This window comes from uncultured Rikenella sp., from assembly GCF_947628055.1.
GTDB lineage: Bacteria > Bacteroidota > Bacteroidia > Bacteroidales > Rikenellaceae > Rikenella.
The window spans coordinates 21,534-47,004 of the sequence record NZ_CANQYJ010000002.1 but is presented as its reverse complement, the minus strand read 5'-3'; the positions used below and the strand labels follow the sequence as shown (position 1 = coordinate 47,004).

The window sequence follows — 25,471 nt, the reverse complement described above, 5'->3', positions numbered from 1 at the left end:
TTCCCTCCAGCTCCACGAATTGCTGCAAATCGTTGATTTACGGTAATTTACAAAAATCATTCCGTGGTTAATTTGATGCACTTTTGTAGAGTGGCCGATTAACCGCTTCTGAGGGCTTCTGTATTCTTGAGTATGGGGATACTTCAAACACAGATGCCTTATGAAAATTCGGAATTTCAGAAAGGTGGAAGTTATCCTTCCGAAAGCTTCCACATTCAAGGGGCGCTTGTGCGTTCTCTACTCGGTTTATAACCCACGGACGGATCGTATGGAACGATACCGGATCGTTCGGGGATTCAAAGCGTGTGCAGACAGGCAGGAAGAGAACAAGCTGGCCGCCAAAATCATCAAAGAATACACACTCAAGCTCCGGGCCGGTTGGCGACCGTGGGCGGACGACGCGGTCATCTACTCCGACGAGACCGAATATCATACCATTGCTGGAATGTTCGGCACCCGGCGACAAGACGGTTCGCATATCCGGCGACATGTCTCGAAATTCATCGAAGAGAAACGGTTGGCAGTATCCAAGAAGTCGATGGAGAGCTATGTTTCCAAGCTCCGAATCTTTGTGCTTTGGCTGGAGAAAAACGACCTGCTCGATCGACGGGTGTATGAACTCGACGACGACGTCATCAATCGTTTCGTTACCTATCTGATTCAGGAACGGCAGCTGGATCGTCTGTCGATCGAAAAGTACCAGCAGAATCTGAACCAGTTTTTCAAATACTGTTTGTCCCGAAAACTGATCGACCGCCTACCTACTACTACCATTCCGAAACCTCCGAAGCGTCAGGACATGGCCGCCCGGCCGATCGCCGATTGCGACATGCAGAAGCTGCTGGCTTTGGTGGCCAAGGAAGATCCACAGTTTTTTGTGGCCTGCATGTTCGAGTTTTTCCTGTGTTGCCGACCGGGAAACGAACTTCGGCTACTAAAAGTGGAGGACATCAATCTCTTTACGCAGACCGTCCACATTCGGGCAGCAAATGGCAAGACCGGAGCGCGTAACATCACGATGCCGGAGGCATTGATAGAGCTGTGTCGAAAGCATAGAATTACCGACTACGCTGCTTCGCACTACGTTTTTGGTAACGATGGAGAGCCGGGGCCGATCCCGTGGGGCAAGAACTACTTTAACCGTCGGTTCCGGGAGTTTCGGGAACGGCTTCACCTACCGTCGGGCTACAAGTTCTACTCCCTGAAACACACGGCAGCCGGTAAATTGCTGGAGTCGGGCGCGTCGATCGTGGAGGTGCGAAACCATCTCGGCCATCGGGATTTTGAATCTACGATCCATTACATCCGCCGCCATTTCGGCGAACGCTCAGAGAAAGTGGCGAACTTCCGCCCGGATTTTTTGAAGGGGTTATAATTCAGGAGGATAAAAATATTTCTTTTTTCATTGTTATTGTGCAGCGCGCGATTATGTTTGTTGTGTCAATAATATTTAAAACGAATGAAAGAGTTAATTGCGATACTCATTCCTATCTTGAGTCTTCTTTTTCCAATTTGGAATTTACTTCAGAAACGCAAGAAAAGAAGAACCGCGTCTTTACGTTGTAACTGCCGTGATCTCGGCAAGGGAAAGTACGTTTTAAAGATCCGAAATAAGGGACAAGCAGAAGCACAGAATATCAGACTGCAAGAATTGCAGGGAGTCGATATTATTGATGAGGAGCTATTCCCTTGCAATTGTCATGCTCAAGATCTGATACAGATGCAATTCTACCTCACTAAAGATATCTGCCCTGAAAAGTTAGAAATACGGGTGATTTGGGATGACAAGGATAAAAAGGATAAATGGCTGGATAAAGTTTTTCCATTGTAAGAACTATTATCCTTTCTTCTACCCTTTTCACGCGCATAAATAAGGGCGACGAGGGCTACTCTACTTGGATTCCGAATCCCAGTCGCCTTTTGTTTTTGATCGCCCGTTCTAAGGTGGGCGGTCGTGCGGGAGATAAGGCCTATTTCGTTTGGTCGAACCCTCCGAACTCAATGTGCTTGAAGAGGTAGTAAAACGCGATCTTGTGCCAGCGGGTCAAGGGGCGGTGGCCGTTGAGCAAGATGCTGAGCGTGGATTTGGATATACCCGTATGGGATTCGATGTGCTTGGCGCGTAGTCCGAGCCGTTCCATCGTAGCCCTTACCCATTCTGCGTCCACTGCGTCGATGTCTGCCCGGTCGTAATTTACTGCCGAAACCGTTAGTTTCCATTCTGGGGGGATTTCTCCCTCGAACATGGCCCGGACACGCTGTTCGATCTCCGCTTTTGATAGAGTCTTTTCCCCGACCCGCTCTTTTTGTTCGGCCCGGACGATGAGCCGGGAGCCATCGAATGAAACAATCTCAATGAAGAGGCGTCCCATCCGGCGGTATTGTCCGGCAAAGGTGCTCAGGCGTTTTTTGGCTTCGGTGGACAGGGGTAATATCTCGATTTTTTTCATGATCCATGTTTTTATTTATAAGAGGGGGCAGGGTTGCTGCCCCCTCTCTCGTTTTACAATTTGATAAGTTCGATGTTTCCGATGTCGAAGATGGCTATTTGCTTGTTTCGTCTTCCGAACTTGATTGCCTCGTCACGGTCGGTGAAGATTTTTACGCTGTCGAAGTAAAATTGCCCGTCCTCGTCGTTAAACCACCCTCCCACTATCCTGTCGTGTGTCTCTGCGTGTTGGATTACTTTTTGGAGACCTTCGACACCGAAGCAGTTTTGTGTTTCTGCGTAGGCGGCCGAGATGCCGTTGGTTACTTTTTTCAAGGTGTCAAGCTCCACCGTGAACCCGTCCGGGTTGTTCTGTGCAATTCGGAGAATTGCGGTCGTTTTGTTGTTCATTGTGTTTCGTTTTTAAGCGGCGTTACCCGCGGTTTGACATTACAAAGGTAGTAAAAAGTTTACAAGATGCAAACTTTTCATGAGAAAAAGTAAGGTTTTGCATAAAAAAAGCGACCCCGGAGGGCCGCTTGACAGATTGAAATAAAGTTGCTTATTTTTTCCACTTTCTCCACGCCGCCCAGCCGAGGGCGAGGAGGACGAGGCCGACGGTCAGCCACGGGAGATGACTGGGGCGGGCTTTCTTTTCGGTTTGTCGGGCGACGATCGCCTCGGCTTGAGTTTCGCGGCGGGTGCTGTCTTGAATGACTGCCTCGGTCTGTTGTTTGAGCGTGTCTGCTGTCTGCCGGTGGATGTCGGTTTCCCGGTTCCGGCGGCGATCGACGACGATAACGCGCTTGAGCGGCGGACGGCCGGTGGCGGAATCGATGGGCCGGGTCGTGTCAAACTCCAGTTCGATGCGGCGGGTGTCCTCGGTTTCGGAGGTGGAGGTTTCGGTCTCGGTGCGGGCGGTCATCTCGGTCGTTTGGCGGGATTCCGTGTGCAGGTCGGTTTGCTCGGCTACGGCAGCTGTCGTATACAACGTGTCGTGCACCTTCTTCGAGGTCGAGCAGCCGGTCAATAGCAGGCCGACCGCGACTATACTATAAATAGGTATCCGTTTCATTTGAGGTGTAACGTTTGGTTTCTGTTTGCTCCTGCGCGGTAGGATATGTGGATCCACTTGTAGTCGGACTCGTCGATTAGCTGATCGAAGGCGATTTGGCCGGCGGTCTGCATTTCAATGATCTTATCGAAGAGTCGTTTGTTGTCGGCCGGCGTTCCCGCCGTGATATCCGCGGCCTCGCCTTTCAAGTGTTGGGAGGTCGATACGCCTCCGACCGCCGCGTTCAGTTTCGGGCTGCGGTAGCCGCTGTTGACGGCAATCGGGCCGCCCCACACGGCCCGGATCGGGTCTAAGAGTTGCTCGATGAGGGTTTGTAGCTTGCCGGCGATCGCTGCCGAGGGCCGGTTTTCAATGCCGCGCCGACGGGCGGTTTCCGACGCGCAGAGTTCCTCGATGGTAAAATAGGTCATGTTAAAATCTGTTTTCAATCTCAGTTACTACTTATTCAAAAAAACACGATTTTCTTTGCATATCCCAGCGACAGGTAAAGGCATCGCGCGGTTTCTTTGCATAGCCTCAGAACCCCGACTGCGGTTCCCGGTCGGCACAGCCGCGGCGGTTGCAGAGGCGGATCTCGACGGACATCAACTTCAACTCCAGCTCGTGGATGCGGGTGTCCTTCTCGTCGCATCGGTCGCGCCACTGGCCGATGGTGTCGAACAGGGCGGTGATTCGCTCCGTCTGTTCGTTGTTGCGGGCGTGGGCAGCGACGAGCTTTTGTTCGCGGTGCTCGGCGATCTCTTTCCACTCGTGGGCCGCCAGCGTGTTCAGATCGGCTTCGGCTTTGGCGGCCTCGGCCTGTTTGATACGGCGGTTTTCGCGCCGGTACATCCAGACGCCTCCGCCCAGCAGGCCGGCGGCGGAGAGGACACTCAGCAGGTTGCTAATATGGGTCAGCCATTCGGTCATAATTCACTCTTAATATTGCGTATTCTTGTTGCGCGGGGGCGTCTGCCACGGCGTGACGCCCGCTTGGTAGTCGTTACGGGTGATGATGCCTTCGATGTTGAATTTCTTGCCGGTTACCAACGTCACCTCCAGCGTGAAATAGGCGTAGTTCAGCGACGACTGACCGAATGCCGTCGAACCGGGGCCATTGGAGTTGTAATACGGGTTCCACTCGATCGTCACATATTCTTGCGGAGTATAAAAGCTCTCACGCACGGACACATAGAACGGCGAGGAGACGTTCACCAGCCGAGCGCTCTGAATCTTGACCCGCGCGGAGGTATCGGTGGTTTTGTAGAAGCACAGACACTGACACCCCTTGGCATTGTTCGGAACTTCGAATCTCATCCCCGGCCAGCTGGCGGAGAGGCCGATCCCGAAGTAGTAGTAGTCCGGGCATTGGGCAAAAGTGTTTCCGCCCACCCCGCAGATGTAGTACTTCGTAGCCGTATAGCCGCAATAGCCGTCTACCTGCGTCGCCGAGCCGCTGTTCACATTGTAGTTGGCGGAGTACTGCGTCGTGTCGCTGAACTTGAAGACATTCCGGTAGGTCGTGTAGTTCTGCTTGTAGGTGCCGGAACAGGAATAACCGCTCCCCCGGCTTTCGCGGGTGGAGGTAACCGTTTCGGTCTCGTTCGGCTGGGCGGTGGAACTTTCCGCTCCGGTTGCGCCGTTGCTGTAGATCGGCCACGTGACGAGGTTGTGCGATCGGGTGCGGCTCCCCTGTGCGCCGGTGCCGGTGGGAAGTGTATAGGCCCATGTGCCGTAGACGTGACGCGAGCCGGTGCCGGTTTGGTAGGGACAGCTCGTGCCATCGTACGACTCCTCGACGGTGTCGGCAGTCTGTGTCCATCCGCCCCAGTCGCCCCACGCGCCGGCAGTACCGTTGCTATAAATATCGCGATAGCGGTATCGGACGTAGGTGTAGCAATGTCGCGTCATACGTCCGTTCACAGCCGGGGTGTCGCACGTCCAACCGCTGTACTCGGTCTTGGACTCGGACTGCGATTCGGTGTCGGTGCGGTAGGGGCAGCTCGTCCCGTCGAACGCCTCTTCGGTCTTGGCGGCAGTCTGCTGCCATGCCGACCACTCGCCCCACGCGTCGGTGGTGCCGTCCGACCACACGGCCCGCGTCCGGCTCCGGGAGTCGGTATACCGGACGCGAGTCTTGCGGCCGTTTACGGCCGGGGTGTCGCAGACCCAGCCGGAGTATCGGGTCTTCGTCTCGCTCTCGGTGTCGGTGCGCAGCAGGTAGCGGTACCCCTCCCACGCGGCCATCGAGCGGATGTCGCGATCGGCGAAGTAGTCGGGGTTCCGGCAGTTCTCGGTCTGATCGCGAAAGCTGCCGGTAGTACCGCCGTTGCGGGCGATGATCTGTCGCAGGGTGATGGCCATAGTCGTTATTCGGATTCAGGGATGCGGAAGTCGGTGGCGGTGAGCGTACCGGCGATGGTGGTGTCGCCGCTCTTCGGAACATACTTGGCGAGCTCTTCGGCCAGCGCCTCTTTCGTTACACGCTTACCCAACTCCGCAGCGATCTCGGTGGCGAAGTTCGGGTTGTCGCCGAGGGCGGCCGAAAGCTCCTGCAGGGTGTCGAGGGCTTCGGGGGCGTTGTCGATGAGCGTGGCGACGGTGTTGCGAATCTCCTCTTTGAGTTCCGACACGGCGGTTTCCAGCGCGGCGGCGAAGCTGTCTGCGAGGTTCCGGGCCTGTTCGTCGGCATACTCTTTCGCCGCTTGCAGGGTTTCTGCGAGGGCTCCCGCTACGGCGCTGGCGTCGGCTTTCTTGTTCCATGCTGTCCGCTCCTCCGGGGTGATGTGGATCTCGGTCTCATCGATGTGTTCCCGCAGCGGCTGGAGGGCGATGAAAACCGCCCCGCCGGTGGGGAATCCGGCATTGTCGGCCTCGATCAGCCCGCGGAAGACATCGCGCAAGACGCGCAGCCGGGCCTGACCGATGCCGCCGCCCATATCGCCCACGAGCACCGGGCACTCCAATCCGGAGCTCTCGAACCGGTTCAAGTCGTCGAAGACGCGAACCCCTTCGGCGAGGTTCGCGCCGTTGGTGTAGTCCTGTGCACTCATGCCTGCAGCTTGATTTGTTCGATAATGGCGAGGATGTCGGCGGTGATCTCGCAGTAGATCGTGGCACCGATCTCCTCTTTCAGGTTGAGCAGCAGGCGGCCATTGGCCAGCTGGCCGACGCCGAGCTGCTCGAAGTTACCGTCCGGAGTCGGCGCGTGAACGGCGAGGTCGATGCCGGAGGGAGAGCCGCCGTTCATCCGCTTATACGTGAAGATGTACTTTCGCCCGTGCCGCTCGGCATTGGCGTGGGTGATGGTCTCCGTCGCGGTGGTGGTGATTTGCAATTCCTGTTGTGTCATGGTATGGATTGGTTTTAGTGAATAATCGTCAGGCGGTTCGTACGTCTCCGGTGTCGATGTCGATATAGAGCGGTTTCCAGTTCCCGTCGACGCCGGATTTCGACTGGAGGCCGGAAAAAGTGACGAGCGTTTTGGGTGCTTTCAATTGAAGGAAAGCAAGTCCGTCCGCGCATCCCATTTTACCCATATCCTCACCTCCCGGCAATTTGACAATGACGAAACGATCCGTCAGGATCGCCGTGGCGGAAACATATGGATTCCCGCTACCTTTGCAGACATAGAATCCGTTTTTAGTCATTCGGGAATAATCACCGTCGTATTCATCGTAAATCGCCATCGACGGGAGTTCGTTCCAATTGAACCCGGACAGTTCGAATACTTCACGATCCCGGTAATCCACGGCACGTATCTGCTGTGTTTGATCGTCGATCTCGATCCGGGTACCGCTCTCTTTCGTCCGCAGCTTCCGAACGGTCAGGTTCTCCACGTCGATGTACTCGGCCTTGACGGTGCCGTTCAGGTTCACGATGCCGTCTAAGGTCGTCTCGCCGATCAGCCGGATGCGGTTCGCCTCGATCTTCACCTCTTCGGCGCTCTGGTTGATGGCCGAGATCACACCGTTCAACCCCACTTTCTGTTCGATGCCCTGCGCATTGACCGTAATCCGCGACTCGGCCATGTCGATTCGGTTATTCAGGTTCTCGGAGAGGGTGCCGACGGAGAGCGAGATGTCGGAGGCGGTCTGCGTCAGTTGCGAGACCTCCTGCGTAACGCGTCCGTCGAGGGTCTCGATGCTCGACACGGCCGACTCGATCCGGCCGGCGGTCACCGAGAACTCGGTGGCGACGTCCTTGCCGTTGCGCAGGACGAAGTCGCCCTTGGCGCGGATGTTCTGCGTATAGAGGCCGACCTCCTCCGGGGCGATGTCGGGGAAGTCGCCATCGACCACGTCGCCGATATACCCGACCTGCACGGCGGTATTATAAGGGCGTAGCACGGTGTCGTTCACACCCCGCAGAAAGACCATCTTGCCGCTCTTTCCATCGACATAAACGGAGTTCTGCCGGGCGGGGTCGCTGTAGTTGCCGCGCCGGGCGAGCACCATGTGGCGTTGGGGCGGAGCGCCCTGCACGAGGCGGGCGGTGAACCCCTCGCCGGGGCCGAAGACAGAGACCACGCGCAGGTAGGTGGCGGTGGGCAGCACGCCGTCGTGGCGAAAGTAACCCACCAGCAGGTCGTCCGTCCGGAAGGGAACGCGATCGTCGCCATCGTAGCTCTTCTGCACGATATGGTACATGCCGGGGCCGATGGAGGTAACGAGCTGCACGTCGTGCTGCGTCCGCAGCGGCCGACCGGCGTTGTCGACGAGCCGGGCGGTGTCGCTCACCCGATTGACGGCGATACCGTCGGTGAAGTACTTGATGTTCCCCTCGACCGACTGTCGGTTGTAGACGATCTCGGTCGTCGTGATGCCGTCCCGCACGCCGAGCGTCCGGAACCAGAAGTCGCCCTCCGGGGTGCCGCCCCATGCGCTGCCGAACACTCCCGGCACATACTCGGGATGCCCGATCGGGCCGGTCAGCGACAGCTCGCGCCCGGCGATGTCCTGTGCGACAAAATCGAGATCCGGGCGGCCGCCGTGGGGGTGGTAGTCTTCGACGATATGGCCCCACTCGTCGGCGTTGCCGTAGCGGTTGAATCGTTCGGGATCGGGAAGCGTCGGCGGCTCGTGCGAGATGCGGGCGACCCGGCCGGCCCGATCGACGCGGATCGGTGTGGTACCGGTAACAACATCTCCCCCGCCGCCCGTGCCTTGGCCTTTCAGAGAAGAAGCCGGGATAACTCCCCAGCGTTTGCTATAAGCGTATTGGGCCGGGATCAGGACATCGCCCTCCGGGTCGAGGATCGGGAACTCATTGAGCCGGGGCGTCAAAAAAAAAAAGTTCTGCCCCCGGCCCGACGATCTCCAACCGTTCGGGAAGCTCATCGCGGGCGATATTCAGATAGCGGGATTGGTGAGAATAGGCGAAGGTGAACTCGTACCCGGCGGCCTCCCCGGCGGTCGCCTCTAACTTGGGTTTGGAGACGTAGATGCACTCCAGCGAGGAGTCGGCGAGGTGGTACCGGCGGCAACTGGAGAAGAACTCCAGCACCCACTGCCGCGTCCGTTCGTCGGGCAGGTAACCGGTGTACTTCGTCCACGCCTTGCCGTAGTCGATGCCGAACTCGAAGGTATCCCCGTCGAAGACGGCGTTCCGGCTCTCGGACTCGCCCACCTCTTTCCGATCGCCGGTGAAGCGGATGGTGTCGTACCCGCCCAACGAGTTCTCGAAGACGAACCAGTCCACGGTCGGCTCTTCCCCGGTCTCGCGCAGCACGTACCGCTGCACGAAGCTCTGCCGTTCGCCGCCGGCCTCTACCCACACGTCGAAGTAGGTAGGCTGCCGGTCGAACAACCCCCGGATCCGGCCGTAGTTCAGATCGAGGCTGTAGACGCGCCCGACGGTCAGTTCTTGGAGGGTGACGGTTTCCGGCTCCGCCCCGGTCTCGTCGTCGGTCGGGGCGAAGTAGCCTTTCACCCGCACGGCGCAATCGTTCAACGCGACGTACCGCAGCCACTGGGGTTCGTGGTAGCCAACGTACCGGGTTTGAGGTTGCCAAGTCAGGAAGTTGCTCTTGAGGAAAAGCGGGGTGTCGATGCTCTTGGCGTTCACACCGCCGGGCAGCACGCAGAATGTGCCGGCCTCTTCACCGTCGATACGGTAGGTATAGGTGGTCAGGGGAAGCCCCTCGGCGGGAACGTCGTCGAGGCCGGGGGCGTGCAGGTGGGCCTCGAAGAAGGCCCGCAGGGGAATGGTAACCCGGCCGGAGGCGTCGGGTTCGTACCGCTCCTCCAACAGTCCGTCGATGGCAAACGCGATCGCCCGGTCGCTCATCACGACGAGGTCGCCCAAATTCCCGGCGAAACTATACTCCTGCGGCTGCTGTACGATATTGGACATCCCGATACTCTCCTGTTTTCAGCAAAAGTACCGGGATCACAACGCCGGGAAAGGACAAAAAAGAACCCGCACCGAAAACGGATGCGGGCTATGATCGAGACTTCAAAACAATCAATCTTCCGAAGTGCGGTATCCGATCTTACGGCGCGGCGCCGATGATTCCTCCGATTTGCTCAACAACTTCGTCAAAGCCTGATAGATTTCATTGAATTGCGTATCGGTACTGATCTCCAACTCTTCGATCCGCCGCTGCAACTCCTCATAACCGGCAGATAACCGGCGCATCATGACGAACGTCCGCATAATGGCGATATTCATTTTGACAGCCGTGTCGCTGCGAAGAACGGACGAAAGCATCGCAACGCCTTGTTCCGTAAACGCAAAAGGCATGTGGCGACGACCGCCCCGTTCGTTTGAGATCACAGATTGTGATGTCAAACTCTGTTTCAGTGAGTTATACTCGGACTCCGTCATTTCGAACATAAAATCCGGAGGAAAACGATCACTGTTCCGGCGCACCGCTTGTTTCAAGGTACGGGTCTCTACTCCGTACAATTCAGCCAAATGGAAATCAAGCATAACCCGGCATCCCCTCACCTCAAAAATCTTATTTTGAATAACCTCTAACTCCATGATAAAGCGGTACACGTTCCGAACAAAGGTAATTATAAATTTTCACACCTCTACGAATTCGACTTCTGCGGGATCGATGCGGTTCTTCTTGAGGGAGACGTTCATGGATCGGATGAAGAAGTGGCGGCCGTAGAGGGCGAACTTGTCCCGAAGATCAAGTTCGTGTAGGTCGAGCGCCGTGAAGAGCACCTCTGTCGTTACGACCATTCGGTCTTTGGCCAGCCACTCCGCGAATCGCTTGTGGCGCGCCAGCAGCCCGTCCGGGCCGTGCCAGTAGAGCGACAGGTCGCCGTACCGCTCTCCGTTCGCCCCGAAATTCGTTGCCGAGAGTGCCGGGAAGTAGTTCGGGGTGTAACCCGAAGTCATACTCCACTGTTGGATCTCCGACTGTAGCCCCTGCCACAGACCGATAAGCAGCTCATCCGATCGTTCGGTACCGATCGCCTCGATCTCCGGGCAGAGGATGTGGCGGTACCAGTTCTTGCCGATGTCGTCGTCGTTCAACCAATAGCGGTTCGCCACGCACTGCACCCGCTTCGCGTTCACCGTCATATCGTAGCCGGTGTCGGTTTCCTCGGTCTCCTCCGCATCGTCGTCGGCGGTCGCCTCGTCGGGCATATCCTCCTGTTTCACGGCATAGTAAGCGCGACTTTCGTTGTCGAGGATGATGGTCTGTACCTGCCGGGGCTTCCGCACCCGGACGGAGGTAACGACACCGGTGCCGTCGGAGAGGAAGCCCCGGCTCGCCATATAGTGAATCCCCTCCAATATGTTATCCACCTCCTTGATCTCACCCTCCGGCTGTTCGCCCTCCTCGCTGTCGGCGAAGCCGGCCGTGTACTGTTGTCCGGCCTCACGCGAGATAACAGGCGTGCCGATCAGCCGGTCGGGGCGGATGTCCCGGACGATATTGCGGTTCAACACATCGGCGTTGCTCTCGATCGTGAAGTTGTCGCCGCGGACGTACATTGATGCACACGGGAGCTTGAGCATCTCCACGACGAAGTCGGCCGACCAGACGTCGGGCATGAAGTCCTGCAGCCGAACGGCGTAACCGGCACTCCCCCACGCGTCGGTGTCCGGCGTCCAGCACGGGAGGTTGTCGGTGATGTTATACGACGGGTGCCATAAGGTCTGCAACGAGAGCTTTTTCCACTCGCCTTCTTTGAAGATGTTACGCTCCAGCTTGTCGCCGAAAATCTTGTCGAAGATATACCATACCCGCACGGCCGGGAGGATTTTCAACAGGTAGAAACGATTCGCGGCATTCTTCAGAAAATGCTGGTAACTCCGTCCGTGTATGTCCATCGGATTGATCCACCGCGCTCGGGTGTTCAGCAGGAAGTCTTCGGGGTTCTTGGGGTCGGGTTCCAGCCACTCCACGTCCTTGATCGCGACGGGCGGGGCGAAAAATGGGGCGTCCGGGTCTGTCATATTACGCCGCAGGATGCCGTCCCAAACGGTCATAGAGGTCTCTTGCGCAAACGACCCGTTGTAGGAGAGCGGTATTTTGTCCATCTCGACGTGGTAGAGTTTCCGATTCAGGGCGGCGGGGAGGACGCTGCCGGAGAAGTTCACGGTGATGACGTCGGAGATCTCCTCGATGGTCTGCACGCCGCTGGCGATCTCGATACCGGCGAAGAGAATCCGGGCGGGCCGCTCCCGGAAGCGGTCGCCGGCGGCCGCCACCCGGTCGGGGTTCCCGAATACCTGCCGGTTGCGCGGGGTCAACGGCAGGTCGTAGCTCAGGGAGTAGGTGGCGGGGATCCGGTCGCTGGAGAAGAGCGGGTTCTCGAACACGAGGTCGATGCTGATGTCGTCGCTCAGGTCGATCGGACGGTCGTCTACGTATATCTGTAACATGGTTCTTTCTTTCGTTAGGGGTTACTTGGCCCGCCCGCCAATGCCGGCGCGGCGCTGCTGCTGTTCGATCTTCTTCTGTATCGTGAATAGTCCGTCGCGCCCGTAGATGGAGAGGAACACAGGGAGCGGTTTATCCAGCTGGCGGCTGAGTTTTCCGACGACATCGCGCACTTCGCGCAACAGGCTATCGTCGTATACGGGGGTACGGGTACCGGACACATCGTTCCCGGAGGCCGCGAACGTCGAGGAGTCCCCGCCGACGTATCCGCCGGCGGCGCGCCCGGGGATCGCTCCGGCGGCCATCGCGGCGGAGAGGTTCACGGGGCGGAACGAGCCGCGCAGCCGCGCGGCTTCGATCAGGTTCACCATGCTGGCCACCTCCGGCACCCGCAGCAGGTCGTTCGGCACGACGTATTCGGTACCGGCCTCGCCGGTCAGCACGGGCCGGCCGCCGGAGGTCTGAATGACGGTAGGCCGGTGGACGAAGCCGCGCTTGCGGGGCGAGAACTCGGCGTCGAACCGCTTGCCGTCCTGCTCCCGGATGACGCCGATCGGCCCGCCCTCCTCTGCTCCGGGCAGCGGGGTGGCGAGGATCGCGGCGGTCTGGACGGCCCCCAATGCCGCTACGATTCCGGCCAAAATCTCACCCATTGGAAACGGAACTTGCAAAGCCGCAGTAACAGCCACTGCCGTATTGATCAGGCTGTTGAAAACGGCCAGCGCCTTGTCGCGTTTGGCTTGCTTCCGCTCGATCTCCTCCCGCTTGGCCTCGGTCTCGTCGTCCAACCGCTGCACGGCTTCGTTGTAACGTTCTTGCGAGATAGTGCCGCTCTTCAGCTGCCGTTCGAGCAACTGCTTTTTCTTATTCTGCGCCTTCTCGTAGTTCTTCAGCTCCCGCTGCTCCATCGCGGTCATCAGGTTGCTGACATCGGAGAACGCCGAGCCGATCGCGCCCGCCACGGCCAATATCTCCTCCATCCCGAACTTCCCATCCTTCAGGTTGGTGTAAAACTTCTTCCACTTGTCCGGAGTCATCCCCAACACATCGACGTTGTTTCGCGAGTCCTCCCCGCCGAGGGTCGGAGGAGGGGTCGCCCCCAACTCTGCCAGCTGCTTCTTCAGGTCGTCGATGATCTTCTGCAACCGTTCGATGTCGTCCTCCGTCGCGGCGACGCCGTTGGCCAACAGCCCGGTCTCGCCGACCTCCTCGACAATGGCCTGATAGGTGGCGAGCATCTTTTCGAGGTCGGTTTTCAGGGCGGCTTGCTCCTCGGCGGCATACTGCCGCTTCAGCATCGAGTCGGCTTGTTTGTCCGTTCGCACACGCCGCAGCTCCTCCTCGCTGTACCACTTCCGGAGCAATGCTTTTTTCTTCTCGAAAGTATCCGCGGCGGCCAACTCATCGTTATGCGCCTGCTTTTCGGCTGTGGCCTTGCGCTGGATCGCCTTTTGCTGCTTGCTCAGCTCTTTCGACAGCTCATCGACGTAGATCGAACTCAACTTCTCGTAGTGCGAACGTTTCAACTGGAGGTAGGCGGCCTGTTCGTTGGCGGTCATCTCCTCGAGCTCCCGCCCGAAGAGGCCGAGATCCCGCAACTGCTTCTCGTAGGCGTCGTTCTCTTTGTCCTCGGCGCTGTCGCCCTGCGCGGCGATCTCAAGCAATTTCTTCTCCCGGTCGCGGGCGGCCTTCTGCTGCTGGTAACGTTTGTCGAGCAGCTGCTCTTCGAGCTTGGCGAGGTCGGAACCTTTCTCTTTGCCGGCCTCGATCCGCTTTTCGAGGGTTTGGATCTCTAATGCGAGCAGCCGGCGGCTGTACTCCTCCTCGGTGGCGATCTCGCCGCTCATCTGCTTCTCCCGAAGCGCCGCCTTGGCCTGCAAGTATGACTCATCCGAGGACAACGACCATTTCGACCCGGTGCTGCCGGTGGTCTTTGAGGCCTTCCCTGTCAGCACTTCCAATTGTTTTTTGAGGTCGCTAACCGCCTTATCCGCATCTTCTATCTCTTTGGCCGAAGCCGTGGAATCCGCTGCGCGGAGTGCCTGCAACTCTTTTCGTGCTGTTTTGAGAGATTCTCGCAACTTAGCGACTCGAACCGAAAGAGCCTCTAACTCCGGCTCTTTCTTTGTGGTAGTGTCATTCTCGTTCTCCTGCTGAGGCTTGGCCTCCACCAGCGCGTCCAGCTGGCCCAGCTCCTCTTTCGTTTTGCGGGCGGCTTCGGTTACCTTATCGAAGGCCGCTTCGACTTTATCGACGAGGAATCCGTATTTGCGAGCCGTATGGGTGTAGGCTCCAGAGGTGGCCTGCACAGAGGTCGTGATGACAGAGTTCATCTCCTCCACACTCATACCGAACACCCGGGCGGCTCCGGCTACGAAAGCGGCCTTGTCTCCGGTCTTCTCCAACTGAACGACCAGTGCGCCGAGCTGCTGTTGCGCCAGCGCGACTTGCTTCTTGGTTTTGTCGCCGCGCGACAAATAAGCCTCCATCAGTTTATCCAATGCGCCGCGCTCCGCATCGAGCATCTCTTTCTGCAATTTCTCGGCCTCCTGCGCCCGGATCCGCATCTTGATCCCTTCCTCCATCTTCTGCGAGGCGTAGTCGAGCGCCGCGGCTACCTCCTCGTTGCTCATCTTCTCCGAGAGGAGGTTCGGCAGGTACTCCTTGTACCGTTCGTTGATAAGCCGGATCGCCTCGGCCCGCGTCTGCGATCCTTGCGCGCTCTCGGTCACTGCTCGTTTCAGGTCGTCGTGCGTGGCCCGCTCCTGCGACAGTTCCACCGCCAGCTGCGAACTGGCCTCGCTCGCCTTTTTGGTCGCGCTGGAGAAGGCGGCCATCGCTCCGACAGCCAAACCAATCGCCATCGCGATCCACCCGATCGGCCCGATCGAGGCGAAGAACGCTTTGGCGGCTACGCCCGCCGCCCGGAAGTTCCCCGCCAGCAGGAGTTTCGCCGCGGCCCACGCTTTCGTTGCGGCGGGCATGCTGCGGATCTGCACGAGGTTACGCTTGGCGGCCATCGTATTGACATTCATCGCGGCGGTCTCGGAGACCAGCGAGAGGGTGGCATCTTTCGTCCCGGCAGTAAAACGGCGTTTGGCAACGTTGTAGGCTTCGACGGCGGCCCGGCCGACTTTCAGGCTGACGAACCAAGCGGCAAAGGTGACACCGAGGACGGAGAGCGGAGTCAGCAGCGCGGTGAAGAGCTGGATGGTACCGCGGATCACGGGGTTCAGCCCGTCGCCGAGGCGGATAATCAATCCCTCGAGTTTACTCTTGAAGGTATCGAGGTCGCCCTGCACGTTGTCACGCATGATGGCGGCGGCGTGCTCGGCGGCGCCGGCGGAGTTGTTCAGGGCAGTGGTCAGTCCCTCGACGGCCGGGGCGTTGTCGGCCAGCACGGTAAGGGCGGTCATGGCGTACTTTCCCACCTCGTCCTCGGCGTCGGCCAGCGTCAGCCCCTTTTCGTTCAGGTCGGCAAGGGCTTCCGAGACGCTCTTGCCCTCGATGGAAATCTCGGACAAGATCCGTTTGAGGGCCGTCCCGGCCTGCGACCCGCGAATCCCCCGGTCGGCGAGGATGCCGAGCATGGCGGTAGTCTGCTCGATAGATATTCCGGCTTTGGCGGCGATCGGGGCGACGTACTTCATCGACTCGGAGAAGTACCCCAAGTCGAGGGCCGATTTGTTAAACGAGGCGGCCATGACATCCACGACGCGGGTCATCTGCGAACCGTCGTACCCGAAGGCCCGCAGCGTCGACCCGGCGACGTCGGCGGCAGAGGCGAGGTCGGAACCGGTGGCGGTGGCCAGGTCGAGGGTGGCGGAGGTGATCTGCAGGATCTGCCCGGGGGTGAAGCCGAGACGGGCATAATTGAGCTGCAACTCGGCGACCTGCGTGGCGGTGTACTCGGTCGAGGCGCCGAGCTCCTTGGCGTTCTCTTTTAGCTCCTTGAATTGCCCTCCGGTGGCGTTCGATACGGCGCCGACCTTGGCCATCATGTATTGGAAATTCTTGAAGGGTACGATCAGCCGGCTGACAGAATAGAACATCGCCGTCAGGCCGAGCGGCAACGCGCTGCCGAGGCTCCCCATGAACCCTTTCCCGGAGGCCTGCATCTGCTTTTGCGCGGTGTCGATCTGCCGTTGCACCCGGTTCAGCTTCTCCAGCGTCGATTTGTACTCTTTCGAGTCTTGATTCAAGAGCTTAAGGTTCTTGCGCAGATTCCGCTGGGCAGCTTCGAGCTGGTTGAGCGGGACTTTGTTGAGATTCCGCAGCACGTGATCCACATCGACCACGATCTTTTTGTACTGGTTCAGCTCTTTCTGCAGGGCCTTGATCTCTTTGTCGTAAGCTGCAGCCCCGGAGGTGTTTCCCCCCTTCAGGGCTTCCCGCCGCTTCTTACGCAGATCATCCAGATCGGCGGAGAGTTCTTTCACCTTACGCCGCGCCTGTTCGTTGTTGATGACCACGTCGACAACGGCCTGCTCTTTCTTTCGTCCCATACTGCCCGAATTTTTGACGAAAGTAGATCGCTCGCAACCGGCTGAAAGGACAATAAAAAAGCCCATCCCGTGATGGGATGGGCCGTCTATCACTGCCGTAAAAGCAGTCGTCAAACAACACTACAACGTGATAGACAAGAGTTGTGCGGCCAACTTATGCAGTCCATCTTCGATTCGTTTGCGTTGTGCCGGGCGCGGTTTACGAATGCCGGCTTCATAGTGCCATAACTGGCGTTCGTTGATCCCCGTAATTCGGCTCAGCGCCGCTTTAGTAAACACGCCGCTATACGCATGGAGCAGTGCCTCTGTGGTCAGCCGATACTCGAACTCATACTCGCCATCGAAAGGCGCCGGTACCGCATCGCCGTCCTCGCGCATTCCGTCCAAGTGGAACGGAACGATTTCATTCACGTTCCGCACGATCTCATCGAGAGAAGAACCGGTCGTTACACAGCCCGGTAGTTCCGGCAAATGCGCACCATAGTTCTTCCCGCTGTAACTTACTTCGACAATTGCTTTTTCCATATTCCTATCTCCCTGTTATCTTTGCCGGACTATTTATTTCAGTCCGGCTTGTTTCAAAATCGAATTGACCAGCATGTGATCGAGTTCGTGGCTTTTTCCATGATCGGGTATTGTAACTCGTCCCGGTTTCATCGGATGTTTGTATTGACGATGGCTGCCCCGCTGAGCGACGAGATACCAGCCGTCGGCTTCTATGATTTCGATCATCTGCTTGACTGTCTTTCTCATCTTTGGTAGCGTTTGTTTGACACCACAAAGATAGTAAAAAACCGAACGGATACAAATAAATGATACATATTTTTACTACTATTTTTACACTAAACGCAAGAGAGGCCGCCCGGATTATCCGGACGGCCTCTCTTTTTTTGGGGGGGTATTTATTATTGGTGGTTATTTTTCCGGAGCAGACAGGCTCTCGATCGCTTTGCTCAGCATCGACAACCCGCTGATGAGTTTCAATACTTCGGCAGCTTCGGAGGGTTCATAGTCCGCTGCGAATCGGGAAATAACCTCATTCAGCAGGCTGACACGCGATTGAATCAAACTGTTCCGGTCTATACCCTCTCCTTGAAGATCGGCCAATGTTTCGACCAAAGAATCGGTTAGGATGACCGTGCATTCCCGACCGTTGACTGTTCTCGAAATACTTTCCATAGCACTCCCCTCCCCTAATTCAGTTCCGGAATCATCGTCATCAACTTACCGTAATCCGGTCGTCGACGGCTGAAACACTGGAGGGCCAGCAGCGCGTCCCACTCGAACTGGCGACCATCATGGAGGGTTACGCAGATTCGTTCTCGGCGGAAGCATCGGGCCTGGTGAAGCAGATAAACTCGTTCGAATAGTCCGCTAAGGTAGAAATAATCGACCTTGAGGGTCGTGGCCGGCAAGAGACCGGAACCGGAGAAAGCGACCGTAGCTTTTGCCGGGATGAACGTCAGCAGGCGTCTTACACCGGCCGGCGTGAGAGTTGGATTAGTTTTCATTGGTGGATAGCATTTTGTGGCACGAATAAAAAACGGCGCGCCTGTCCCGTTGCTATCCACCTTGATGGGCTTTGTGAAGGCACTAACCTTTCACACGGGGGTGCGCGCCGAAGCGTTTAGATATGTTACGTATGGGTATAAAAAATCCACCGCTTGAAAAAAGGGTGGGCTTCACAGCCCATCAGAAATGGATAGCAATGCAAAGATGGCGATTCTTTCCGAATATCCAAACAAAAGAGGCGCAAATTTTTGCGCTTCTAATTGTGTTACTCAGCTGAATGAGTAAGGGTATGATATAACCCTTTTATCGCTTCCTCTTGAGTTTTACAGAAAATCCGTTTGCCTTGCAAACCTTCGAAACTGAATGCTCCGAATTTTTCCATAATGGTTCCATACACCCCATCTTCAAAGACCACATTGTCTCCTTCGACCTGATACGGTGGAGTACTAATCTCAGAATAAGGAGGCAGCACACCTTCTGATCGCGTCTCGGGAGAAGTTTCTGGCAATGGTTCTTTCTTGAATTGTTCAGCCAGTAAATTTTTCACGCCGCGAACGTCGGCTGCGATTTGGAAAAACTTGACGATCATAAGAATCTGTAAAACCAGCAATCCCAATGCGATCAGGATAAAAATTACTCCGACTGCTTCCATGATATTGATTGTATTGGTTGTTTTGTCCAAATATAGCATTTTCCCGCCGGGAAACAAAAGCACCTATCTCTCCTTTATTTTTTGGCCTAACATTTGTAGGTTATAAATTTATTACCTATCTTTGTTGTAACAAATACGATTCACAATGCCTACTCTCTTGATTATCTTCGGAATTCGATTCTATTTCTATTCGCGTGAACACCTCCCGATTCACGTTCATATTGAAACCGGAGACGGGAAAGCGAAATTTGAGATCGAGACGGATGTCAAATTGGTGGAAAACAAAGGCGTAAAGATTAAAGATATCAAATTGGCCGAAGCTATCCTTGAAGAAAATCGGGAGAACTTCGTGAATGAATGGAATAATTTCTTCAGAGAGTCATGAAAATAACGAAAGTATGGTTCGAAGATGAAAAGATATTCATCCGAACCGATACGGGAGTCGAAATGTGGCAGTCTTTGCTGTGGTATCCTCGGTTACAAGCTGCTACGGATGAACAACGCACTGCGTATAAGATCGACAAATTCGGTGATGCTTTGCGTTGGGACGAGATCGACGAGGATATCAGTCTCGAAAGCTTCACTTATGAAGAGCGGGAACCGGTCAATCCGATTGCGCAGGCTTTCAAAGCGATGCCATTTATCAATGTGTCGCAGTTTGCCCGGATGATCAATATTCCTCAGAGTCTGATGGCTTCGTATATCGCGGGGCGTAAAAAACCATCGGAAATGCAGCGAGCTAAGATTGAAGCTGCGTTGCACGAATGCGGAAAAATTATGCAAACAGCCTCTCTGTAAGTGAGATCTTAGGCGGTTATGAAAGCTCTGAAAATATGGTTCGAAGAGGGGCGGATACACCTCACGACCGACGAGGGGCGGACGGCGAGCCTCCCGTTGAAGGCTTTCCCGCGCCTGTATAATGCTACAGATGAACAGCGACAGGATTATACCCTGTCGCCTTTCGGTATCCATTGGGAAGAATTGGATGAAGACCTGAGCTTCGAAGGTTTTTTTGCCGAAGAAGGCAAGCCCAAAAATGAGATCGCACAAATCTTCGACAACTTGCCGGAGATCAACGTGAACCAATTGGCCCGGGTGATGGGAATCAATCAGAGTCTGATGGCGAAATATATTTGTGGTGTCGCCACTCCATCGGAAAGCCGCAGACGGGAAATTGAGGCGGCCCTGCATCGGCTGGGGCACGAATTAACCGCGATTTCGATCCGATAAAAAAGCAAGGCCCCGAGATGGGGCCTTGTTCGTTACAGTTCGATCGGATCGGCGGAACTGCCCGCGTCTCGGATATTGCGGACGATCGCCAACTGGGTGTTTTGCGCCAGCCGTTCGGACAGGATGCCGCGCAGGACGGCCAGCTGCTTGTAAAACGTGTCGGTGAACCACGGTTTCGGTCGGCGGGAGGTCGCCCCGGTTCCGATCATCGCATCCCGGTTCTGTAGATTCACCCCACGCCCGACCCCCATGTCGACGAACTTCCCGTAATACGCGAACGCGAACTCCACCCGCTGGAGGTTGCCGCCGGCATGCCATAATACGTGCGTCACGAAGCTACGCACCAGTTCTCCATCATGGATACGCAGCATACGTACCTTGTTGTCGAACTCCTTAAGTACGATATCGGCCCAAGCTTGAACTGTCGGCTGGAGGGCGGTAACGGGGTCGGTCATTCTCTCGAGATCACGAAGTTGAACGAATAGCCATAACACTGAAATCCGATCGGGCCGAAGCTGGAGTACCGGATATCGGACGCCTCGAATCCGTAGCAAGGGGTGCCGTATTCGTGCGAATCGGCCTGTATCTGCCGCAGTATTCGTTTCCCGATCTCGAAAGCCTGCAGCAGGGCCGCTTTCCGATGAGCGGCGTCGGTAACGCCATCCAACTGCACCAGCACATGAAAAGCATGGAATGACCGGTCGAGGCTTCCGGCCGACCAATCCAGCGAACCGTCCGTGCCGATATCCACGGCGAGGCAGGGAAATTCGGCCGCCCGGACATCGTCGGCCAGCTCTTCCAATCCGGACAGCCCGCTAATGCGGACTACCTGCTTCAGTTCCGGGAATCGGGCGATCCGCTCTTCCAAGTATTGATCCAGGTCGATCATCACGATTCCGCTTTTTCAGCCGCCCGGACACGCCGGTTCAGCTCGTAGAACACTTCATGCAACTCTGTGGCCTTGATTCGCTCGTTGTCGATCACGCGCCCCTCGTTCAGACTCGACAGGAGTCCCAACAATACCTCGCCGCCGGATGCCGGCGACTCATCGCTCCCTGTCGCGGCGTAAAGCGCCGGGTATTTTCGCGTCAGCATCTTCTTCGCCCCGATGAACCAAAGTACCACGGCCTCCAGCTGCCACCCCGGAAGATAAGCGATCCGCCGGGCCTCGGCCTCTACCTTCTCAGGATCGAATAGGCCCGACTTCGGATAGAACGCAGCACACATCATGCGCAGCGCATCCGGATTCTGTGTGCGAACATAAGCAGCACAGGCCGTGTCCGCTGTGATAAACTGCTCGAACGTGACACCGTACAGCTGGGCATCGGGCGTCGGAAGTCCGTCGAGAATCGGGGCGGCCATCGGTTCCGGTTCTTTCGTCACCCACCGCATCGCTTCCGCGATGGACGACACCTGTTCGGCGGTCAGCAGCACATTGCCACGCTGACGATGGTAGTAGCGATAGACGATGCGGCCCTCCTCCGTTACGCGTGTTCCGCGCGGGCGGAGGTCGGCAAACTCCAAACCCAACCGGACAAGGAATTCTGTTTCGGCGACGCCTAACGACAGGTAATATGCCACCCGGGTTACCTGCCTTGAGGTCAGTTCACTCCACCCCTGCGGGAGGGTGATATTGAGCGTCTGCAACACCGGGGGTGTTGCTTTTTTCTTGCGCTTTTTCATAATTACATGACAAAAAAGGGTTGTTCTTTCTTCTCCGGGGCCGGGGCCGTGATTTCGGCATACAGTTCCGAGGCTTTGAACGCCGGAAAGGCATCCGGATCCGCCTCCAGCATGCGCCGCACCCGGGCGATCGACTGTTCGCCGAGCTCCATCCGTTCGTTGTAGAACGCCGCCAGTGCGAATTTCAGATCGCTGAGGATTCGCCGGTGGTTTTCCGAAACATTGTCGGCGGCCACTTCATCCAGTATCGCCCGCGTCAGCTCCCGGCTGATCCGCGGCTCGATGTACCGCAGGATGACCGATTGGATGGCCGGTCGTTCGGCCATGAAGTCGAGGTTGTTTCCGACGAACGATCCGTAGCGGCGGAACTCTCGCAAGGTCGGCAGGAACGAATCGGTCATGACGGTGAACGCCGGGGAGTTCGACCACAATCCCCGGTAGGCCGGGGTGTCTTCGAGATAATCCAGCAGCTCGCCGACCGCCTGTGTGATGCTGGCCTCGAAAGAGGCGACCAGCGCGGCCACCCGCTCCCTGGAGGCCGGTGCCAGCTTTTCGTCGTTCACCACAGCGAATCCGTTAGCGGTCTCCACGAGGTCGAGCTTCGGAATCGCCAGCCGGTACGCCTTGTAAGCCAGCAGTCGCTCCGTGCAGCGGTAGAGCTCCGATTCCGAATCCATCGCCTCGATCTCGACCATGAACTCCCGGCCGAGCAGCGTGGAGATGATCCAGCTGCGGGCGTCGGCGATCGCCTGTTCGTATTTCGCGATACTCCCCCCGGCGATGGTGGGGATGTATCCGCGCATGATCTCTATCGTCTTCAGCATATCAGTCGGGGTTTTGGTTGGTTTCTCGTTTGCCTGACTTCTCGATGTCGAGGGTCGGGAACTCCACGTCGGGGACGGCGAAGACGATGTTGCGATCCCAGCCGTTGAACCGGGCGACCAGCCGAAGCGGTTTCAGCAGGCGATCGCGATAGGGGCGCATCATGGCCTGTTTGATCATGAAGAGCTCCCGTTTGTCGGATCCGCCGAGGGAGCCTTTCGACCGCCCCGGGGTGGCGCCATTCAGATTCGGGTGCACACCCATCGCGTAAGAGATGATGTTGTTGGCCTCCTCGGCGTCTTCAATGAATTCGCCCCCCTTGATGGCCGATTCGACGTGTTCGATCTGTATGTATTTATCCTCGAGGGCGGCACCGCTGCCGGAGGGCGCAAACTTCCGGGTGGAGATGAGGGTTCCGCCTTTCGTGTTTTCGTTCGCCAAAAAATCGATCAGCTGCTGCGTGATCTCTTCCCGCATCCGAATCTCTTTCTCCCGATCGCCCGCGACGTTTTTGAGCCGCGCCATCTCTTTCCAGTACTCGTCCGAGATGTAGACCACGTAACGAACGGCCAAGTGGTTCTTGAGCAGGGCCGCCTTGAACTTCGGCAGCAGAACCGAAAGATCGTACCACCCGGAGCGGAAGATGCTCCACCAGTTCGGCCGCGAGTAGTAAGTATTTCCTGCGGTCGGCATCCCGACCTGCAGCACGAAGCGCCGGTTCCGGGGTTTTGTCAGCAGGGTTTTCAGGTGGTCGTACGTGTGGTAGCGGCTCAAGACGGGGGTGCGGCACAACTTGCCTTTTACAGCGCCGCCTTCCCACTGGTTGTAGTAGTGCCAGCGGATCTCCGAATCCTGTTCCTCCATCGACCCCCACCGGCTGAAGGCCGCTTCGAGATGGCGCAGACTGACGATCTTGGTTCCGGCCCGGTTTACGATGATTTCCGGAAAGACGTTAAAAAAGGTCATCATGTCGTTGACCTGTTCGAGGAAGAAGCCGTCGATATCGTTGTCTTCGAAAAAGCGCAATACCTCTTCGTCGGCACACTCCTCATAACCGACGATCTTTCCATCCTCGACAACGCGGAGCATGGGCTTGATACCGAGCCCGTAGCCGCTGAGCTGGTTGAACTGAAGGTTCGCACCCACCACGTCGTTCTTGCGGATACGCTCCAAAAGATGGGCGGGCAGATCGTTGTCGTAACCCCACGGTGCGATCTTGTACCCACCGGCCATGATGGGATCGGCCCCCGGCTCGAATACGTCGCCCGCCCCGGAGTAGTCGAGTATAGCGCGCGCCTCCGGACTATAAGCGACGCTCCCGGTGATCTGAATGATGTTGCTCATAGGTAGACCTCCTTACCGTTGAATTCGACGATCGTATAGCGGTTCACTTTGCGGATCTCGCCGGAGGTGTAGATCTTGACGTTTAACGTCTGACCGGAGCTGTGGAACGAGGTGCAGACACATCGATCCAGCCGTATTCGTTCCCCCCGCTCGCTGACGAAAGCCAGCGAGCATTCGCCGCGTTCGATCGCTCGGTGTAATTGCGAGATGTGCATCGTAATCTTTTTCTGCAATATTACGCCGCGGGTAGCCGAGGGAAAGGACACGACCGCGGCGCAACCCCTCGGCATATTACGTTCCCGCGACCATAGTGTAATTACACTTCGACGGCAGGGCGGCGCGGGGTCGGCATCGGCAAACAGATAAATTTTCGCTGCCGAACCGAGCCTAAGGCCCTGCATGCCTTCGCTTTTTGAAAATATAAGCGAGAATCGACCGACAGGCGTTTGGGGGGGCTAAAACAGCGTTTGCGAGCGATTTTCCGGCTGGTAATTACACACCATCCACTCCTCCTGTCTTCTTCGAGAGTCTTTGGAGGCCGAGATGGTGCGTTCGATGCGGTGGATCGTCCAGCCGTTGCGATCGGCATAGGCGGCGATCGTATCGTTCGGGAACATCGTCAGCATGAATTTCCCCTCGATACGTTCGAGTAACTGGAGGAGACGTTCGAGATCGGCGTCGACGAAGGTGTCCGTGTAGTGGCCGCAGTCGCTGCCGACATACGGCGGATCGACAAAGTGGAATGCCCCCGGGGTGTCGTAACACTCGATGACTTGCAGAGCGTCGCGGTTTTCGATCGTTACATTTTCCAGTCTCTTACACAGATGCTCCGTGAAGTCGTCCTTTGCGTTCCGCATCTTCTTGACCATCGTTCCTGTGAAGTCGTATCCGAAAGTGCCGTCCAGCATCGAAGCGAACGAGAGCTTCGACAAGGCCCAAACCGCCCACGCCCGCTGCGCCGGTTCGAAGAAGTGAGGATAAGTATATATGTGGATGGCATGGGCGTGCATATCGCGCGAATGCAGGGTCTTGTCGATCTCGCGCTTGAGATCGGAATAGTAGACCGACGCGCACCAGTAGAAGTTGACCAGTTCGCCGTTCAGATCGTTGATGATCTCGGCCGGAGCCGGCCGTTTGGCAAAGAGTACCGCCGCCCCGCCGCAGAACGCCTCGGTGTAAAGGTTGTGCCGTGGGACGAGCGGTAGGATGTGCTTCAGCATGGTCTGCTTTCCGCCGTAATAGGTAATCGGTGTTCTCATCTTTTTATCAGCTATTTTGGTTACTTTTGCATTGCTAAACAGGAGTACCCCCGTCAGGCTTTCGGGCCTTCGGCTGGGGGTACTCCTGTTTAGCGACTGAGACACCGTTCTATTTTATAGAGGCCCGAGGCCTT

30 protein-coding genes are annotated in these 25,471 nt (G+C 56.9%); 5 read left to right on the top strand and 25 right to left on the bottom strand.

Going from position 1 to position 25,471, the window contains the following annotated elements; genetic code table 11:
- Positions 1-268: 268 nt before the first annotated feature.
- The gene (locus Q0Z93_RS00440) at positions 269-1,375 is read left to right on the top strand and encodes a site-specific integrase (protein WP_298061432.1); all 1,107 of its coding nucleotides are present in this window, start codon (positions 269-271) and stop codon (positions 1,373-1,375) included.
- An 84-nt stretch (positions 1,376-1,459) separates the two neighbouring features.
- The gene (locus Q0Z93_RS00435; protein WP_298061430.1) at positions 1,460-1,831 is read left to right on the top strand and encodes a hypothetical protein; all 372 of its coding nucleotides are present in this window, start codon (positions 1,460-1,462) and stop codon (positions 1,829-1,831) included.
- 139 nt (positions 1,832-1,970) lie between these two features.
- On the opposite strand, the gene Q0Z93_RS00430 is transcribed toward Q0Z93_RS00435, so the two are convergent.
- From Q0Z93_RS00430 to Q0Z93_RS00345, 18 genes are all read right to left on the bottom strand, one after another.
- The gene (locus Q0Z93_RS00430; RefSeq protein WP_298061428.1) at positions 1,971-2,450 is read right to left on the bottom strand and encodes a hypothetical protein; all 480 of its coding nucleotides are present in this window, start codon (positions 2,448-2,450) and stop codon (positions 1,971-1,973) included.
- Between the two features lie 53 nt (positions 2,451-2,503).
- A complete protein-coding gene (locus Q0Z93_RS00425) occupies positions 2,504-2,839 on the bottom strand; it encodes a hypothetical protein (protein WP_298061426.1) in 336 nt (111 codons plus the stop codon).
- Positions 2,840-2,990: 151 nt separating this feature from the next.
- Positions 2,991-3,503 (bottom strand): hypothetical protein, encoded by a 513-nt coding sequence (locus tag Q0Z93_RS00420; RefSeq protein ID WP_298061424.1) that lies wholly within the window; start codon positions 3,501-3,503, stop codon positions 2,991-2,993.
- A complete protein-coding gene (locus tag Q0Z93_RS00415; RefSeq protein ID WP_298061421.1) occupies positions 3,500-3,913 on the bottom strand; it encodes a D-Ala-D-Ala carboxypeptidase family metallohydrolase in 414 nt (137 codons plus the stop codon). The genes Q0Z93_RS00420 and Q0Z93_RS00415 overlap by 4 nt, the downstream gene beginning before the upstream one ends.
- Positions 3,914-4,019: 106 nt before the next feature.
- Positions 4,020-4,412: a hypothetical protein gene (locus Q0Z93_RS00410; RefSeq protein WP_298061419.1), complete on the bottom strand. Its 393-nt coding sequence runs from the start codon at positions 4,410-4,412 to the stop codon at positions 4,020-4,022.
- Between the two features lie 9 nt (positions 4,413-4,421).
- A complete protein-coding gene (locus Q0Z93_RS00405; RefSeq protein ID WP_298061417.1) occupies positions 4,422-5,846 on the bottom strand; it encodes a hypothetical protein in 1,425 nt (474 codons plus the stop codon).
- Positions 5,847-5,851: 5 nt separating this feature from the next.
- Positions 5,852-6,535: a hypothetical protein gene (locus Q0Z93_RS00400; RefSeq protein ID WP_298061415.1), complete on the bottom strand. Its 684-nt coding sequence runs from the start codon at positions 6,533-6,535 to the stop codon at positions 5,852-5,854.
- Positions 6,532-6,834, bottom strand: a complete 303-nt coding sequence (locus Q0Z93_RS00395; protein ID WP_298061412.1) for a hypothetical protein — start codon at positions 6,832-6,834, stop codon at positions 6,532-6,534. Before Q0Z93_RS00395 ends, Q0Z93_RS00400 begins: the two co-directional genes overlap by 4 nt.
- A gap of 28 nt (positions 6,835-6,862) precedes the next feature.
- Positions 6,863-8,767, bottom strand: a complete 1,905-nt coding sequence (locus Q0Z93_RS00390) for a hypothetical protein (protein WP_298061410.1) — start codon at positions 8,765-8,767, stop codon at positions 6,863-6,865.
- The gene (locus Q0Z93_RS00385; RefSeq protein WP_298061408.1) at positions 8,748-9,836 is read right to left on the bottom strand and encodes a hypothetical protein; all 1,089 of its coding nucleotides are present in this window, start codon (positions 9,834-9,836) and stop codon (positions 8,748-8,750) included. The genes Q0Z93_RS00390 and Q0Z93_RS00385 overlap by 20 nt, the downstream gene beginning before the upstream one ends.
- Positions 9,837-9,947: 111 nt before the next feature.
- Positions 9,948-10,469, bottom strand: a complete 522-nt coding sequence (locus Q0Z93_RS00380) for an ORF6N domain-containing protein (RefSeq protein ID WP_298061435.1) — start codon at positions 10,467-10,469, stop codon at positions 9,948-9,950.
- Positions 10,470-10,511: 42 nt separating this feature from the next.
- Positions 10,512-12,332, bottom strand: a complete 1,821-nt coding sequence (locus Q0Z93_RS00375; RefSeq protein WP_298061406.1) for a hypothetical protein — start codon at positions 12,330-12,332, stop codon at positions 10,512-10,514.
- A 21-nt stretch (positions 12,333-12,353) separates the two neighbouring features.
- Positions 12,354-16,835, bottom strand: coding sequence for a phage tail tape measure protein (locus tag Q0Z93_RS00370; protein WP_298061405.1), 4,482 nt, complete (start codon positions 16,833-16,835; stop codon positions 12,354-12,356).
- 120 nt (positions 16,836-16,955) lie between these two features.
- Positions 16,956-17,360, bottom strand: coding sequence for a type II toxin-antitoxin system HicB family antitoxin (locus tag Q0Z93_RS00365; RefSeq protein WP_298061403.1), 405 nt, complete (start codon positions 17,358-17,360; stop codon positions 16,956-16,958).
- Positions 17,361-17,393: 33 nt separating this feature from the next.
- Entirely contained in the window at positions 17,394-17,588 is a 195-nt protein-coding gene (locus Q0Z93_RS00360; protein ID WP_298061401.1) for a type II toxin-antitoxin system HicA family toxin, read from the bottom strand.
- Positions 17,589-17,750: 162 nt separating this feature from the next.
- Positions 17,751-18,014 (bottom strand): hypothetical protein, encoded by a 264-nt coding sequence (locus Q0Z93_RS00355; RefSeq protein WP_298061399.1) that lies wholly within the window; start codon positions 18,012-18,014, stop codon positions 17,751-17,753.
- 14 nt (positions 18,015-18,028) lie between these two features.
- Entirely contained in the window at positions 18,029-18,346 is a 318-nt protein-coding gene (locus tag Q0Z93_RS00350) for a hypothetical protein (protein WP_298061397.1), read from the bottom strand.
- Between the two features lie 266 nt (positions 18,347-18,612).
- Positions 18,613-18,999, bottom strand: a complete 387-nt coding sequence (locus Q0Z93_RS00345) for a hypothetical protein (protein ID WP_298061394.1) — start codon at positions 18,997-18,999, stop codon at positions 18,613-18,615.
- Positions 19,000-19,144: 145 nt separating this feature from the next.
- Here Q0Z93_RS00345 and Q0Z93_RS00340 point away from each other — a divergent pair, with 145 nt between their 5' ends.
- From Q0Z93_RS00340 to Q0Z93_RS00330, 3 genes are read left to right on the top strand one after another with little or no spacing between them, the layout of a single operon-like run.
- A complete protein-coding gene (locus Q0Z93_RS00340) occupies positions 19,145-19,384 on the top strand; it encodes a DUF4160 domain-containing protein (protein ID WP_297627027.1) in 240 nt (79 codons plus the stop codon).
- Complete coding sequence (locus tag Q0Z93_RS00335; RefSeq protein WP_298061392.1) at positions 19,381-19,797, top strand: DUF2442 domain-containing protein; 417 nt, start codon at positions 19,381-19,383, stop codon at positions 19,795-19,797. The genes Q0Z93_RS00340 and Q0Z93_RS00335 overlap by 4 nt, the downstream gene beginning before the upstream one ends.
- An 18-nt stretch (positions 19,798-19,815) precedes the next feature.
- Positions 19,816-20,229: a DUF2442 domain-containing protein gene (locus Q0Z93_RS00330; RefSeq protein ID WP_298061390.1), complete on the top strand. Its 414-nt coding sequence runs from the start codon at positions 19,816-19,818 to the stop codon at positions 20,227-20,229.
- 32 nt (positions 20,230-20,261) lie between these two features.
- Here Q0Z93_RS00330 and Q0Z93_RS00325 read toward each other — a convergent pair whose 3' ends face one another.
- From Q0Z93_RS00325 to Q0Z93_RS00295, 7 genes are all read right to left on the bottom strand, one after another.
- On the bottom strand, positions 20,262-20,600 hold the full coding sequence (locus tag Q0Z93_RS00325) for a hypothetical protein (RefSeq protein WP_298061388.1): 339 nt from the start codon (positions 20,598-20,600) through the stop codon (positions 20,262-20,264).
- Positions 20,601-20,680: 80 nt separating this feature from the next.
- Complete coding sequence (locus tag Q0Z93_RS00320; RefSeq protein WP_298061386.1) at positions 20,681-21,118, bottom strand: hypothetical protein; 438 nt, start codon at positions 21,116-21,118, stop codon at positions 20,681-20,683.
- The gene (locus Q0Z93_RS00315; RefSeq protein WP_298061384.1) at positions 21,118-21,912 is read right to left on the bottom strand and encodes a hypothetical protein; all 795 of its coding nucleotides are present in this window, start codon (positions 21,910-21,912) and stop codon (positions 21,118-21,120) included. The genes Q0Z93_RS00320 and Q0Z93_RS00315 overlap by 1 nt, the downstream gene beginning before the upstream one ends.
- 2 nt (positions 21,913-21,914) lie before the next feature.
- Positions 21,915-22,736 carry a DUF6712 family protein gene (locus tag Q0Z93_RS00310; RefSeq protein ID WP_298061382.1) on the bottom strand — a complete coding sequence of 274 codons (822 nt, stop codon included), beginning with the start codon at positions 22,734-22,736 and terminating at the stop codon, positions 21,915-21,917.
- A gap of 1 nt (position 22,737) precedes the next feature.
- Complete coding sequence (locus Q0Z93_RS00305; protein WP_298061379.1) at positions 22,738-24,078, bottom strand: hypothetical protein; 1,341 nt, start codon at positions 24,076-24,078, stop codon at positions 22,738-22,740.
- The gene (locus tag Q0Z93_RS00300; RefSeq protein ID WP_298061376.1) at positions 24,075-24,293 is read right to left on the bottom strand and encodes a hypothetical protein; all 219 of its coding nucleotides are present in this window, start codon (positions 24,291-24,293) and stop codon (positions 24,075-24,077) included. The genes Q0Z93_RS00305 and Q0Z93_RS00300 overlap by 4 nt, the downstream gene beginning before the upstream one ends.
- A gap of 240 nt (positions 24,294-24,533) precedes the next feature.
- Positions 24,534-25,337, bottom strand: coding sequence for a DNA adenine methylase (locus tag Q0Z93_RS00295; RefSeq protein WP_298061373.1), 804 nt, complete (start codon positions 25,335-25,337; stop codon positions 24,534-24,536).
- Positions 25,338-25,471: the final 134 nt, after the last annotated feature.